Below are 14,295 nucleotides of genomic sequence, written 5' to 3'. Positions count from 1 at the left end.
GAATTCAGATTTTCCAGGCGGGCCAGCGCACGCCATCGGCCAGGGCGATCACGCAGGCCGTGAGCGGCATGCCGATGCGCAACCGCGCCGGATCGACATGGTTGAGCGGGTCGCCCGGTTGCTCCACCAGTGGCCCCACCATGCGCAGGCCGGGGGCTTCCGCCAGTTCGGCAATTGCCACCGGATAAGGGGCGAACGGGGCGAAAGCGGGCAGGACGGGGGGATGAACCACCGTCCATGACCACAGCCGCGCCCGGCCGGAAACGGGCCGGTAAGCCAGCGTGCCTCCACAGGCGCAGCGCCAGCGCGGGGGAAAATGCCAGGCGGAGCACGCTGCGCACTGCTGATGCGCCATTTCGCCCCGGTCGAGCGCGGCCCAGAAACCCGCTTCGAACGGGCCATCGCGCGAGGGGAGGGGAATGCCGGGGATCATCCGTCGCTCCGCAGCAGCAGGGCGCCGTTGGGCGTGGCGTCGCACCCGGTGACAAGCGCGAGCCGGGCACTGGCAATCTGGGTGGTGGCGGTGCCGCGAATTTGCCGCACCGCCTCAGTTACGAGATTGAGCCCGTGGAGATAGGCTTCCGACAGGCCGCCGCCCGCCGTGTTGGTCGGCAGCGCGCCATCGGGGCGCAGGGCCCCATCGCAGATGAAGCGCGCCGCTTCGCCTTTCGGCACGAAGCCATAGGCTTCCAGCGAAAACAGGATCAGCGGCGAAAACGCATCGTAAATCTGCGCCACATCGACATCGGCGGGGGTGAAACCGGTCATGCGCCAGAGCTGCTGTGCCGCGACATGGCCGCAACCGGTCAGCGCATCGGCGCGGTGGAAATCGGCCATCGACTGATGGCCGGGAATCATCCCCTGCGCGAATGCTTCGATCACCACGGGTTTCTGCCGGGCATCTCGTGCCCGTTCCACCGGCAGCAGGACCAGCGCCACCGCGCCATCGGTTTCGAGGCAATTGTCGAACAGGCGCAACGGATCGGCCACCATGCGCGCAGCGTAATAGGCCGCTTCATCCATCGGTTTGCCATGCATCATCGCCGCCGGATTGGCGCAGGCATAAGCGCGTAGCGCCATGGCGATTTCGGCCAGCGCCGGGGCGATATCGCCATATTCGTGGGCATAGCGGCGCGCCATCACCGCCACTTCATCCACCGGGCGCAGCAGGCCCGAGGGGCGCGACCATTTCCAGTGGTCTTCCAGCACGGCGGCCGATTGCGCCCAGACCCGGCTGGCGGCGGCGGAGCGTTTGCGCGCGCGCCAGACGACAGCGGCTTTCGCCTGCCCGGTGGCGAGCGCCATGGCCGCATGGCCGATGGCCGCCGGGCCCGCGCCGCCGCCATGGGGCACTTGCGAAAAATAGTGCAGCGGGCCGAACCCGCAATTGCGCACGATTTCGAAATCGGGCGTCGCTTCCATGGTGTAGCTGCACAGGGCGTCGATTTCGCCCGCATCGACCCCGGCATCCTTCAGCGCCGCGTCGATGGCGATGCAGGCGAGTTCGCGCTCCGATGGCTCCAGCCCCCGGCCGAACGGCGTCTGGCCGATACCCGCGATGGCGACTTTGCCCGCGATGGTCATGCCGGTTGTCCGAGATAGAGCAGTTCGATGATCGACCGCAGGCAGGGCTCTGCCGCCCCGTGTTCGATCACTTCGAATTCCATGGCGACGACAGTGCCCCGGGCATGGCGCGTGGCGGCGGACAGGCGGCTGCGCCCGCGCAATCGTGCCCCGGCCTGCGCGGGCATGGGGAAGCGGATCGTCGGGCTGCCAAGATTGATCGCCCCGCTATGCCCGGTCACTTCCCAATCGTGCCCGGGCACGAGCCGGGGCAGCATGGCCTGTAGCATGACGCCGGGAATCTGCGCGCCATCGCCGGGTGCGCCGGTCACGGCAAGGAAAGCGGCAACGGTTTCCCGCTCCAGAGGCACCTCCGGCCCCCACGCGGTGAAGCCCCGGGCTTCGATCCGGGCGAAGCCGTCGTAATCGTCGAAACGGATTGCCTGCCGCGCCATCACGCCCCTCGCAGCCGTTGCGCCGCATCGGCTTCGCGGCGCAGGGCAGTGGCGAGATCGCCTTCGCCGGAGGCATCGACGGCGGCCTTGATTTCAGCGGCCAGCGCGCGGCTGGCGCTGGCGGCGGCTTTCCCCAGCGCCAGCGCACGATCCTGCAAGGCATCGGCCGGAAGCACTTCGTCGACCAGCCCGATGGCGGCGGCTTCTTCGCTGGTCAGCGTCTGGCTGCACAGCAGCAGTGTCTTGGCCCGCGCCGGCCCGACAAGGCGGGCCAGCGTGCGGGTCGAACCCAGCCCGGGCATGATCCCCAGTTCCGCGAAATTGAGCCGCAACCGCGCGCCTGGCACGGCCAGCCGCAGATCGCACAACAGGCTCATCGTCACGCCGATCCCGGCGGCGGAACCATTGAACGCGGCGATGGTCAGCTTGGGAATGGCGGCGAATTCGGGGGCGAAGCTGGCGATGAATGCCTCCTGCCCAATGCGCAGGCCGGATGGGCCGAGCGCGCCGGTCAACACATCGCGATGCGCCCCCGCGCAGAACGCCCGCCCGCTGCCGGTGAGGACGATGGCGGCCACATCCTCGTCCGCCGCCGCCGCGCGCAGGGCCGCCACGAGGTCTTCGCCCATTTCCGGGGTGTAGCAGTTCATCCCGTCGGCACTGGTCAGCGCGATCACCGCGACCGCGCCACGCCGGGCGATGGCCAGCGTGCCGTAGCTCACGCCACGTCCCCCGGATCGCGGTCGCGCCATTGGGGCGCGCGCTTTTCGACGAACGCGGCCACGCCTTCGGCCAGATCGGGATGATCGTTCTGCGCCAGGATATGGCGCCAGCCTTCCTCCAGCGCTGCGCTCAGCGGCAATTCCTTGGACGCCCAGATCGCCGCGCGGGTGCGGGCGACGGCGGTGGGGGAATGGCGGGCGATGCTGGCGGCCAGTTCCATCGCGCGCGGCATCAGCGCGTCCAGCGGCATGATCTCGTCCACCATGCCCAGCCGCCATGCTTCCTGCGCGGAAAGGCGCTCGTCCCCGCCGGTCAGCGCCAGTTTCATCACCGCGCCCAGCGGCATGCGCCGGGCAAGGCCGATGGGTTCCAGCGCGGCGATCAGGCCGACCGCCACATGGCTATCCACGAACTGCGCATGATCGGCGGCGAGGACGATATCGGAATCCGCCGCGAAATGCAGGCCCGCGCCCACGGCCAGGCCGTTGATCGCGGCGATCACCGGCTTGGTCACGCCGTTCTGCCGCCCGGTCCAGCCGATGGAGGCAAGCTGCCGCGCGAATGCGGGGTCTTCCGTTTTGGGCAGATCGGCGAGATCGGCCCCGGTGCAGAATGCCTTGCCGCCCGCGCCCGTCACCACGATCACGCGCACGGCGGGATCGGCTTCGAGCTGCCGCCAGGCCCGCGGCAGTTCCCTATTCATTCGGCTGGAAATCGCGTTGTGGCGCGCCTCGCGCGACAGGGTCAGCACTGCGATATGATCGGCAATGCGGATATCCAGCGTTTCGTATGGCCCGCTCATTCCACCCCCAGAATGCTGACGGCGCAGCCCGTGGGATAGCCGCCGATGTTGTGGCTCAAGGCCAGTTTCGCCCCTTGCACCTGCCGTGCCCCGGCTTCGCCGCGCAGTTGCAGCGTGTTCTCCACGATCATGCGCGCGCCGCTGGCCCCGGTGGGGTGGCCGAAGCTTTTCAGGCCGCCATCGGTGTTGACCGGCAGTTCGCCCGCCAGCGTGAACGTGCCGCTGGCGATGTGCTCCTTCGCCGCCCCTTTGGGAATGAAGCCGAGATCCTCGTAAGACAGCAGTTCCGTCAGCGTGAAGCAGTCATGCAGTTGCGCCACATCGATCTGACGGAAGGGATCGTCGATCCCGGCCATGCGATAGGCGTCCTGCGCGGCGTTTTCGGTGGCTTTCCAACGCAGGAAATCATGGTCCGGGTCGGTGTGCGGGTGGGGGGCACAGTGCGAAGTGATCGCCTTGACCAGCACCGGCTGCTTCGGGTGGTTGCGCGCCAGATCGGCGCGGGTGACGATCACCGCTGCCGCGCCATCGGTCTGCGCGGCGCAATCGTAGAGCCCGAAAGGCCAGGCAATCATCCGCGCATTCAGCACATCTTCCACCGTGATTTCCTTCTTGAGGAAGGATTTGGGGGCGAGAGTGCCGTTATGGTGATTTTTCACTGCGATTTGTGCCAATTCTTCACGCCCGGCACCGAATTTCGCGAAATAGGGTGCGGCGGCCAGCGCGAACCATCCGGCGGGTGTGGCGGGCAGATCGCGCACGCCGCGAAATGCAACCGGCGGGCCGGAGACGCCGCGATCCTTGGGCTTGTCGTAGCCCACGGCCAGCACCGTATCGTAAGCCCCGGCGGCAATCGCCATCACCGCGGCGCGGACCACTTCGGTGCCGGTGGCGCAGTAATTGTAAACCGACGTCAGCGGTTTGTAGAGCTTCAGCGCTTCCGACACATCGACCGGCCCCATCGCGGAATAGAGCGAGCCGCAGAACACCGCATCGATCTGGCGGTTGGGGTCTTCGATCCCGGCATCGGCATAGGCTTCGAACACCGCATCGACGATCATGTCTTCGGCGCTGCTGGTCCAGTTCTCCATAAAATGGGTGCAGCCCACGCCGACAATCGCGGCCCTATCCCTCAGGCTCATGGCACATTCCTTTCGGGCAGGGCTTTCCAGAAATAGTTCGGGCGCTGGCCCGCATCGTGAATGCGGCGGAAGGCGAAGCGCAGCGGCATGCCCAGCGTGGGGCCTTCCTTGGGCAGATCGGCCACCTGCATGTAGATGCGCGGGCCATCCGCCACCTCCACTACGCCCACCGCCGTGGGCGGAGTGGGGGAGGGGAAGAAGGAATCGAGCGTATAGGTGACGAGCGTTCCGCCCCGTTCGGCGAAATCTTCCGGCGTGAACCGGTCTTTCGCCCCGCAACGGATGCAGACGCGTTGTTTGGGAAACTGCGGTTCGCCGCAGGCGCACCGCTGGCCTTGCAGGCGCAAATCCTCCGCCCGTTCGCGGAAATGGATCGTGGCGGAAATGCCCTGATCGTCGACCGGCGGATATTCGGCCGCGTCGAGCCCGCGCGCCCGGCGATAGGCGGCGGGTGAGGGGACGGGGATACGCTGCGCCACGGCATCGGCCACCGCATGGCCGGGGCGCGCAGCGACCACGGTGTAAAGCAATGCTTCCGCCCCATCGCCATGGGCAAGCAGGGCGAGTTCCTGCCCCGCTTTCGCCGTGTCGAGCGCGGCGGCGAGCAGGAGCGGGGCCTGCGCCGTGCCGCAATAGCCGACCGTGTCAAACAGGGCGGGCACCATGGCGGTGGGCGCTGCGCCGATCGCTTTGGCGAGACTGCCCAAGGCGCGCTTGTTGGGGGCGCTGGTCGCCCAGATGCGGTGCGCGCCGTCCGCCGCCGTGGGCAGCTTGGCAGCGGCGGCGGCGCTGGGATCGAGAAAGCCGTATTGCGTGGTGAAGCGGTCTTCCCACTGATGGATGAAGCGGTCGGCACCGCGCCGCCAGACATCGAGCAGTTCTTCCGAATGTGCCGCGCTGCCCGCAAGTTCGGCCACGACCCCATCGTGCCCGATCAGGAACGCCACCGCTGCGTCGCCGCCGCTGCGTTCCAGTTCCGATCCCGGCGCGCCCATGCGGCAATCGGCGATCAGCACCAGTGCCTGCCGGGCGCGCCCTGCCTTGACCGCATCGTGGGCCAGCAGCAGCGCCTGCGCCCCGCCGCGCAGCGAATGGCCGATATCGGCGGTGCGCACGGTCTGCGGCAGGCCGAGCACGGCAGCGATCAGCGCCGCCCCCTGCTTCTCCGCGAAGGCATAGGTGGTGGTGGCGAAAAGCAGCAGATCGATCGTGTCCCGCGCGCGGTCTTTCAGGCAGAGCCGAGCGGCATCCACTGCCATGGTCACGCTGTCTTCGTCCGCCCAGGCCAGCGCCCGTTCCGGCCCGCTGTCCGCCTTGCGTCCGGCCAGCAGGGCGCGGGGCAGGCGATGCGCGGGGATATGCACGCCCCAGTCGACGATCCCGGCCATCGTCAATCCTCCGTGGGGGTGGGGGGATAGACCCCGCCGTGGAAGGGATAAGGCTTGCCGAGAATGCCGAACGCACCGAACTGGCCGGGCATCTGCGCTTGGAAATGGCGGCGGATGCTCTCCACATCCCACCCGCCCGGCTGGATCAGCGTTTTGCCGTAATGCGGCTGCACCATGTGGGAAAGACGTTCGCCCCCGGTGCCGAAAATCTGGCCCGAAACGTTGGCCGCCTCGTCGCTGCACAGATAGACCACCGCGGGGCCATTCAGCGTGGGATCGAAATCCTGCCCCGGCTTGCCGTCGGCATCGCGATACGTCTTCGACATGGCCGTGGTGCCCAGCGGGCCGATGGCGTTCACGCGGATGCCATAGCGCGCCAGTTCCAGTGCCCAGGTGTATGTCATCGAAGCGATGGCGCCTTTGGCGGCGGAATAGGCGGTCTGGCCGAAGCTGCCGAAATGGCCGCCTGATGTGGTGTTGATCACCGCGCCGCCCGCGCCCTGATCGGCCATCGCCCGCGCGGCGGCCTGCGTGCACCAGAAGGTGCCTTTGACATGGACGGTCAGCACCGCGTCGAGATCGTCGTCCGTCATCTTGAGCAGAGTCTTGTCGCGCAGGTTGCCCGCGTTGTTGACGAGAATGCGCACGCTACCGAACGCTTCGCAGCAGGCTTGCACCAGCGTTTCGGCTCCTTCGCGCGTGCCGATATCGTGGGTGGAAACCAGCGCCTGCCCCCCGGCCGCGATAACGTCCCTGGCCAGCGCTTCGGCCGCTGCGCCGTTGATATCGTTGATGACGACCGGTGCGCCGGCGGCGGCGAGGTGGAGGACATGCCCCCGGCCGATCCCGCCCGCCGCGCCGGTGACGATGGCCGGGCGCCCGTCGAGCAGGGGCTGGGCGGCGCTCATGCCTCCAGCACCTTGTGCGTGCCCGCGATCAGCGCATGGCCGGCCCGTTCCTGGAGATTGAGCGGATCGCCGTACATCAGTTGCAAATGCTTTGCCCTTCGGAAGTAGAGTTGGGGATCGGCTTCCAGCGTGAAGCCGATGCCGCCGTGAATCTGGATGGAAAGCGCGGAAACGTCGCGATAGACTTGGCAGGCTTTCATTTTGGCCATGTCCGCCCAGGTGCCGGCGGGATCGCCATCGTCGGCGGCGGAAGCCGCGCGATAGACCAGCATCCGCGCCCCTTCGACATTGACCGCCGCATCGGCGAGATAGTGCGCGATGGATTGGAACGCGCCGATGGGCTGGCCGAATTGCTGGCGCGTGGCGGCATAGTCGCGCGCCATGGTGAGCGCCTTTTCCGCCCCGCCGACAGCCTGCGCGGCGATAGCGATTTTCATTGCGGTCTGGGCCCGGTCCCACGCGGCCATCGCCGCATCGCCCTGCGCGGTGACGGCCAGCACCGGCGTGTCGGTGAAGCGCAGGTCGGCCATGGCGAGGTCGGCCATGTTGGGCTGATCGGAAATGGCGATGCCCGCCGCCCCGCGTTCGACAAGGCACAGGGCAGGGCTGCTCGCGTCATCGCTGGCATGAACGAGAAGGCAGTCGGAAAGCCGCACTTCGGGCACGAAGCTTTTTTCGCCGGAGAGGCGCGCCGCGCCGCCGGCCGTGGTCAGCCGTGTGGCCTGCGGCCCTTCCAAAGGCGCACGCCTGCTTTCCTGCCAGGCGCAGGTCGCGCGCTTTTCCCCGGTGGCGAGCGCGGCCAGAACGCCGCGCGCCGTTTCGTCCGTGCTATCAGCCAGCAGAGTGGCGGCGAGCACGGTGCTTTCGGTGAACAGCAGCGGCACCAGCGCCCGGCCGAGTTCGGCCTGTGCCACGACCATTTCGGTCATGCCCAGGCCCAGCCCGCCATCCTCCTCACGGATCAGGATGCCGCCGAGGCCGAGCGTATAGAGGTTTTCATAAATAGCCGATGCGGCGGTGGGATCGTCCTCGCAGGCCCGCATGGCCGCAGTGCTGAACCGATCTTCACACAGGGAACGGATGGAGCGTTGCAGCGCCTCCTGTTCCCCGGACAGACTCAGATCCATTCTCTCGCGTCTCCCGCCCCCGGATGCCCATCCGGCTTCCTTATACGAAACTACCGGTACTGATAATTTTCTGCCTTGTCCAGCCTTACCATTGCATCGGCCCCGCTGGTGAGCGCATATTGACAGAAAATAACGGTACTAATAGTATCTAAAAATAACGAATGGAGAGGGTGATGCAAATTCTCGGTCTGGGGTATGTCGGCCTCAATGTGCCCGATGTGGAGGCGTGGATCGCCTTCGGGCGCGATATTCTGGGGCTGGACCTTGGCCGCGCACCGGGTGCGGAAGCCTATGTTTCCGGTGCGGGGGATGATGGCCGCTCGGCCGATGGCTCGGCTTTCTTTCGAATCGATGACTGGTCGTGGCGGCTGGGTATCCATCCCGCCGCGGGGGCGCCGGGGCTGCGCTACATGGGGCTGGAACTACGCGGGCCGTTCGAACTGGATGCAGCCTTGGCGGAACTGGAAGCGGCTGGTTTCCCCGCGCGGCGTGGGCGCGGCGAGGAATGCACCGCCCGCGCGGTAACCGGCATCGGCTTCACGCAGGACCCGGCAGGCAACGCGATCGAACTGTTTTATGGCCCGCTGGTGACGAACGATTACCGCAATACGCGCGGGATCGAATTCCTCACGGGCGCGCTGGGCATGGGGCACATCAATCTGTTCGCGGCGGATTACGAGGCGAATTGCGATTTCTACACCCGCGTGCTCGGCTTCCGGCTGACCGATTATTACCATGTCGGGCCGGAGCAGACGGTCAATTTCTTCCACATCAATTCGCGCCATCACACGGTGGGGCTGATGAAAGTCGCACCAATCAACGGCGTGCATCATATCATGTTCGAGGCGAGCGATCTCGACATGGTAGGGCAGGCCTATGACCGGGTGATCACGGCGGGGTGCAGGATCACTGCTTCTCTCGGCCGCCATTCGAACGACCGGATCGTGTCGTTCTACGTCGAATCGCCTTCGGGCGTGGAAGTCGAAATCGGCTGGGGCGCGATTCAGGTCGGGCCGGACTGGACGCCGAAATATCGCGGGCCGGGCGACATCTGGGGGCACCGGGGCCTCACCGCCGAAAGCATCGAAGAAACAGGACGGAGAGCATAATGGCCGCGCAACTGGCACAGCCGCATATCGATGTCGGGATCGTCACCAACGATCGCGATGGGGCCCTGGCGTTCTGGAACGGGCTGCTCGGCTTCCCGGTCGAGGGCGAAGTCAGCTTTCCGGGGATGACGATTGTGCGGCTGACAGTCGGCGATGCGATCCTGCGGCTGTGCATTCCTGATGCGCAGGTGGCGCGCAAGGCGGATAGCGGCGCGTTCGATGCTGAAACCGGCCTGCGCTATCTGACGCTGGCAGTCACCAATCTCGATGCCGTGGTCGATGCGGCGCGCGCTGCGGGCTTTCCCATTCCGGTGCCGCCGCGCGATGTGCGCCCGGGCGTGCGCGCCGCGCAAATCCAGGATGGGCAGGGTGTCACTGTCGAACTGATGGAAACGGTTGCGGCATGACCGTCAGCCTCGACGACAAATACCGCGCCGCCAGCGGCCATGTGTATCTCACCGGCAATCAGGCGCTGGTGCGCCTGCCGATCATGCAGGCCATGCGGGATCGGGAAGCGGGGCTGAACACGGCGGGTTTCATTTCGGGCTATCGCGGTTCGCCGCTGGGGATTTACGATCTCGCCCTGTGGCAGGCGCGCGAATTCCTCGATCAGCACGCCATTCATTTCCAGCCGGGCGTGAACGAGGATCTGGCCGCCACCGCCGTCTGGGGCACGCAGCAGACCGGGCTGATCGGCAAGGCGAAATACGATGGCGTTTTCGCCATGTGGTACGGCAAGGGGCCGGGGGTGGACCGTTCGGGCGATCCGCTCAAGCATGGCAGCTTTGCCGGTGCGGCAAAGAACGGCGGGGTGCTGGTGCTGTGCGGCGACGATCACGCCGCGCGTTCTTCCACCGTCGCGCATCAGAGCGATCATGCGCTGATCCATTTCGGCATGCCGGTGTTCAATCCCGCACATGTGCAGGATTATCTCGACCTCGGCCTCGCCGGGTTCGCCATGTCGCGCTATTCGGGGGCGTGGGTCGGGTTCAAATGCATCACCGACACGATCGAATCTTCCTCCCGCGTCGATGTTGCGCCGGAACGGCTGCGGTTCCGTATGCCGGAAGACTATGCGCTGCCCCCCGGCGGGCTGAATATCCAGCTTGGCGTGATGCCGATCGTGGCCGAAGCCAAACAGATGGACCACCGGCTGGAAGCGGTGAAAGCTTTCGCTCGCGCCAACGGGATCGACCGGCAGGTGCTGGGCGGGCGTGGCCCGCGGCGGCTGGGCATCGTCACCACCGGCAAGGCGACGCTCGACACGCTGGAAGCGCTCGATGGGCTGGGGCTCGACTCTGCGCGGGCCGAAGCGGCGGGGATCGCGCTCTACAAGGTCGGGATGAGCTGGCCGCTGGAGCCCGAAGGGATCAGGGCTTTCGCTGAGAGTTGCGACGAATTGCTGGTGATCGAGGAGAAACGCCCGGTCATAGAGGAACAGCTTGCCCATATCCTGTACAATCTGCCCGCAGACCGCCGCCCGGCGCTGACCGGCAAGCGCGATCTGTCCGGCGCGCCGCTGCTGTCGCAAGTGGGCGAACTGGCCCCGGCCAGCGTGATGCAGGCGCTGCGCAACCGCCTGCTGGCGCACAATCCGGGCGAAGACCTCCAGCGCCTGCTCGCCACCAACGAACCGGACGCGGCGGCCCCCGAAGTGACCGCCGCCGCCGCCGGTCTGGTGCGGATGCCGAGCTTCTGCGCCGGGTGTCCGCACAACACCTCCACCCGCGTGCCCGATGGTTCGGTGGCGATGGGCGGGATCGGTTGCCATGGTCTCGCCACCTGGCTGCCCGACCGGCACACGATCACGCTCTATCACATGGGCGGGGAAGGGGCGGCGTGGATCGGGCAGGCGCCGTTCATGGAAATGGATCACATCTTCCAGAATCTGGGCGATGGCACCTATTTCCATTCCGGCCTTCTGGCGATCCGCGCCTGCGTCACGGCGGGCGTCAACATCACCTACAAGATCCTGCTCAACGGCGCGATTGCGATGACCGGCGGCCAGCCCATCGAAGGCGAATCCTTCGATGGCAGCGTCTCCGCGCCGCATGTCGCGGGGCAGCTCCATGCCGAAGGGGTGAAGAAGATCGCGGTGGTGGCGGACGATCCCACGCGCCACGATCCCAGGGATTTCCCGCCGGGCGTGACCTTCCACCATCGCGATGCGCTGGATCAGGTGCAGCAGGCGCTGCGCGAGGTGCAGGGCGTCACCGCGATCATCTACGATCAGGCCTGCGCCACCGAGCGCCGCCGTCTGCGCAAGCGCGGCAAAGTGCCCGATGTCGACAAGCGCATGTTCATCCATGCCGATGTCTGCGAAGGCTGCGGCGATTGCGGCATCCAGTCGAACTGCGTGGCGATCGAACCGGAAGAAACCCCCTTCGGGCGCAAGCGGCGGATCAACCAGTCGGTCTGCAACAAGGATTTCAGCTGCGTCAAAGGGCTGTGCCCCAGCTTCGTCACTGTCGAAGGCGGCACGCCGCGCAAGGCGCAGCCGGGCAAGCTGGACGCGATCATCGATGGGGTGGACCTGCCTCTGCCGCACCTGCCTGAAATCACCGGCACGCACAGCACGGTGGTGGCCGGGATCGGTGGCAACGGCGTGGTCACGGTCGGGGCGATCCTCGGCATGGCGGCGCATATCGACGGGCTGGGGGTGACAGTGCTCGACCTCTCCGGCCTCGCCCAGCGCAACGGTCCGGTGACCAGCCATGTGCGGCTGACGCGCGGGGAATCCACCGGCCATGTGCCGCGCATCCCGGAAGGGCGCGCCGATGTGGTGCTGGGATGCGATCTGGTGGTGGCCGCCTCGGCGGAAAGCCTCTCCAAGATGGCGCGGGGCCGCACGCAGGTGGTGTTCAACCGCTTCGTCGCGCCGACATCGGCCTTCGCCACCAATCCCGATCTCGATTTCAGCGCGGACAAACTGGCCGATGTGATCGCCGCCAAGGCGGGCGAAAACGCATTGTCCGGGATCGATGCGACGGCGATTGCCGTGTCGCAACTGGGCGATGCCATCGGCGCGAACATGCTGATGGTCGGCTATGCCTGGCAGAAGGCGCTGATCCCGCTGTCACTGGACGCATTGCAAACCGCGATCCGACTGAACGGTGCGGCGGTGACGTTGAACCTCACCGCGTTCCAGCTTGGCCGGATTGCCGCCACCGATGCCGATACACCCGCGCGGTGGATTGCAGATGGCGATCAGCCGGCCGAACGGCGCACGCCCGCGCGAGTGGTGGACGATTGGGCCGGGCTGCTGGCCGCCTTCGATGGCGCGCCGCTGGCAGAGCGCTATCGCGCGCTTGTAGCCCGCGTTGCCGAGGCGGAGCGCGGGCTGACCGGCACGGCGGATCGGCTGACCCCGGCGGTGGCGCGAGGATATGCCAAAGCGCTCTATTACAAGGACGAATACGAAGTCGCCCGCCTGTTCAGCGACGGTTCCCTGCAACGGCGGCTGGCGGAAACGTTCGAAGGCGATGTGAAGCTGCGCTTCAACCTCGCCCCGCCGCTGATTTCGCGGCGTGGGCCCGATGGGCGGGAGAGGAAGCGCGAATTCGGCCCGTGGGTGCTGCATCTCTATCGCGCGCTGGCGCGGATGAAGGGGCTGCGCGGAACCGCGTTCGACCTGTTCGGGCGCAGCGCCCACCGCCGGATGGAACGCGCGCTGGGCGGCGAATACGAAGCGCTGGTGGAGCGGTTGCTGGCCCGGGCCACACCGGACAATCTCCCGCAACTGGCCGCTATCGCCGCCGCCTACGAAGGGGTGAAAGGCTACGGCGTGGTCAAGGAAACCAAGCTGGAGCAGGTCCGCAAGGACGTGGCCGACGCTGTGGCCGAACTCGAGACGGCATAGGACGCATCATGGATTTCAAGCTTACCGCCGAAGAACAGCAATTCGCCGCTGGCGTGCGGGCTTTCCTGGATGAACAGGCGCGGCATCCCGATGCGGCGGAATTCATGGCGCCGGATCGCGATGCCCATTCGCAACTGGCCAACAGCCCGGAACGGCGGGCGTTCTGCAAACGCATGGCGGCCCAGGGCTATCTCGGCATGTCATGGCCGAAGGAATATGGCGGGCAGGACGTTCCCGGCATTTTCGAATACCTGTTGAACGAGGAACTGGCCCTGCGCGGTGCGCCGCTGATCGGCAAGGGCGTGGGGTGCATCGGCAAGACGATCATCCGCCACGGTTCGGAAGAGATGAAGCAGCGCTTCCTGCCGTTGATCCTCGATGCAGAAGTGGAATTCGCGCTCGGCTATTCGGAACCCGGTTCCGGCTCCGATCTGGCCAGCCTGAAGCTGAAGGCGGAACGGGACGGGGATGGCTGGGTGCTCAACGGACAGAAAGTCTGGACCACCTCGGCCAACTTCGCGGAATGGTACTGGGTCGCCGCGCGCACCGATCCCGATGCGCCCAAGCACAAGGGCATCAGCGTGTTCCTGATCCGCATGGATCATCCGGGGCTGACAGTGCGCCCGATCGTGACGATGGGCCACCACCACACCAACGAAGTGTTCTTCGACAATGTTCGCATCGGCCCGGAAACCTTGGTCGGTGAATTGAACAAGGGCTGGACTTATGTCTGCGAAGCGCTCGATTTCGAACGCTTCACCTTCTACACGATCAACCCGCTGCTCCAGAAGTTCGAGCGCGCGCTGGAAGCGCTGCGCACGACGGATCGGGGCGGTGCGCCGCTGGCCGACGATATCGGCGTGCGGCGGCAGGTCGGGCGGCTGGGCGCGGACGTGGAAACCGCCAAGATGCTGCAACGGCGCGTGGTCGATGCTGCGTCGCGGGGGCAAGTGCCGGCGGTGGAAGCGGCGATGTACAAGGTTTTCGCCACGCGGCTGGGGCAGGTGATCACCGATTTCGTGCTCGATCATCTCGGCCCCGCCGGGCTCTTGCGCAAAGGGGCCGATTACGCGGTGGACAACGGGGTGTGGGAACATTTCTACCAGACCACCCCGCTCGACACGATCGGCGGCGGCACGTCCGAAGTGCAGAAGAACATCATCGCCCGGCGCGGGCTGGGCCTGCCGCTGAAATGATCCGGGCGGGCGGAGGCCGCCGG

At 66.6% G+C, this 14,295-nt stretch carries 13 protein-coding genes; 4 read left to right on the top strand and 9 right to left on the bottom strand.

Features of this window, described 5'->3' with window-relative positions; all coding sequences use genetic code 11:
- Window positions 1–4: 4 nt before the first annotated feature.
- From K5X80_RS14880 to K5X80_RS14840, 9 genes are read right to left on the bottom strand one after another with little or no spacing between them, the layout of a single operon-like run.
- The gene (locus tag K5X80_RS14880; RefSeq protein WP_222558488.1) at window positions 5–433 is read right to left on the bottom strand and encodes a Zn-ribbon domain-containing OB-fold protein; all 429 of its coding nucleotides are present in this window, start codon (window positions 431–433) and stop codon (window positions 5–7) included.
- A complete protein-coding gene (locus K5X80_RS14875; protein ID WP_222558487.1) occupies window positions 430–1,584 on the bottom strand; it encodes a thiolase C-terminal domain-containing protein in 1,155 nt (384 codons plus the stop codon). Before K5X80_RS14875 ends, K5X80_RS14880 begins: the two co-directional genes overlap by 4 nt.
- On the bottom strand, window positions 1,581–2,018 hold the full coding sequence (locus K5X80_RS14870) for a hotdog family protein (protein ID WP_222558486.1): 438 nt from the start codon (window positions 2,016–2,018) through the stop codon (window positions 1,581–1,583). The genes K5X80_RS14875 and K5X80_RS14870 overlap by 4 nt, the downstream gene beginning before the upstream one ends.
- Entirely contained in the window at window positions 2,018–2,740 is a 723-nt protein-coding gene (locus K5X80_RS14865; protein WP_222558485.1) for an enoyl-CoA hydratase/isomerase family protein, read from the bottom strand. The genes K5X80_RS14870 and K5X80_RS14865 overlap by 1 nt, the downstream gene beginning before the upstream one ends.
- Window positions 2,737–3,543 carry an enoyl-CoA hydratase/isomerase family protein gene (locus tag K5X80_RS14860; RefSeq protein WP_222558484.1) on the bottom strand — a complete coding sequence of 269 codons (807 nt, stop codon included), beginning with the start codon at window positions 3,541–3,543 and terminating at the stop codon, window positions 2,737–2,739. The genes K5X80_RS14865 and K5X80_RS14860 overlap by 4 nt, the downstream gene beginning before the upstream one ends.
- On the bottom strand, window positions 3,540–4,685 hold the full coding sequence (locus tag K5X80_RS14855; protein ID WP_222558483.1) for an acetyl-CoA acetyltransferase: 1,146 nt from the start codon (window positions 4,683–4,685) through the stop codon (window positions 3,540–3,542). The genes K5X80_RS14860 and K5X80_RS14855 overlap by 4 nt, the downstream gene beginning before the upstream one ends.
- A complete protein-coding gene (locus K5X80_RS14850; RefSeq protein WP_222558482.1) occupies window positions 4,682–6,073 on the bottom strand; it encodes an OB-fold domain-containing protein in 1,392 nt (463 codons plus the stop codon). The genes K5X80_RS14855 and K5X80_RS14850 overlap by 4 nt, the downstream gene beginning before the upstream one ends.
- A gap of 2 nt (window positions 6,074–6,075) precedes the next feature.
- On the bottom strand, window positions 6,076–6,981 hold the full coding sequence (locus K5X80_RS14845; RefSeq protein WP_222558481.1) for an SDR family NAD(P)-dependent oxidoreductase: 906 nt from the start codon (window positions 6,979–6,981) through the stop codon (window positions 6,076–6,078).
- Window positions 6,978–8,108, bottom strand: a complete 1,131-nt coding sequence (locus K5X80_RS14840; RefSeq protein WP_222558480.1) for an acyl-CoA dehydrogenase family protein — start codon at window positions 8,106–8,108, stop codon at window positions 6,978–6,980. Before K5X80_RS14840 ends, K5X80_RS14845 begins: the two co-directional genes overlap by 4 nt.
- Window positions 8,109–8,281: 173 nt before the next feature.
- Here K5X80_RS14840 and K5X80_RS14835 point away from each other — a divergent pair, with 173 nt between their 5' ends.
- The 4 genes from K5X80_RS14835 to K5X80_RS14820 are packed head-to-tail and all read left to right on the top strand — an operon-like array spanning window position 8,282 to window position 14,272.
- Window positions 8,282–9,217: a VOC family protein gene (locus K5X80_RS14835; RefSeq protein WP_222558479.1), complete on the top strand. Its 936-nt coding sequence runs from the start codon at window positions 8,282–8,284 to the stop codon at window positions 9,215–9,217.
- Window positions 9,217–9,624: a VOC family protein gene (locus K5X80_RS14830; protein WP_222558478.1), complete on the top strand. Its 408-nt coding sequence runs from the start codon at window positions 9,217–9,219 to the stop codon at window positions 9,622–9,624. Before K5X80_RS14835 ends, K5X80_RS14830 begins: the two co-directional genes overlap by 1 nt.
- Window positions 9,621–13,076, top strand: coding sequence for an indolepyruvate ferredoxin oxidoreductase family protein (locus K5X80_RS14825; protein ID WP_222558477.1), 3,456 nt, complete (start codon window positions 9,621–9,623; stop codon window positions 13,074–13,076). Before K5X80_RS14830 ends, K5X80_RS14825 begins: the two co-directional genes overlap by 4 nt.
- 8 nt (window positions 13,077–13,084) lie before the next feature.
- Window positions 13,085–14,272: an acyl-CoA dehydrogenase family protein gene (locus tag K5X80_RS14820; protein ID WP_222558476.1), complete on the top strand. Its 1,188-nt coding sequence runs from the start codon at window positions 13,085–13,087 to the stop codon at window positions 14,270–14,272.
- Window positions 14,273–14,295 lie beyond the last annotated feature (23 nt).

The sequence above is a fragment of the Caenibius sp. WL genome (assembly GCF_019803445.1).
GTDB lineage: Bacteria > Pseudomonadota > Alphaproteobacteria > Sphingomonadales > Sphingomonadaceae > Caenibius.
Note: the sequence above shows the minus strand (reverse complement) of the source record. Positions and strands in the feature narration are given on the sequence as shown.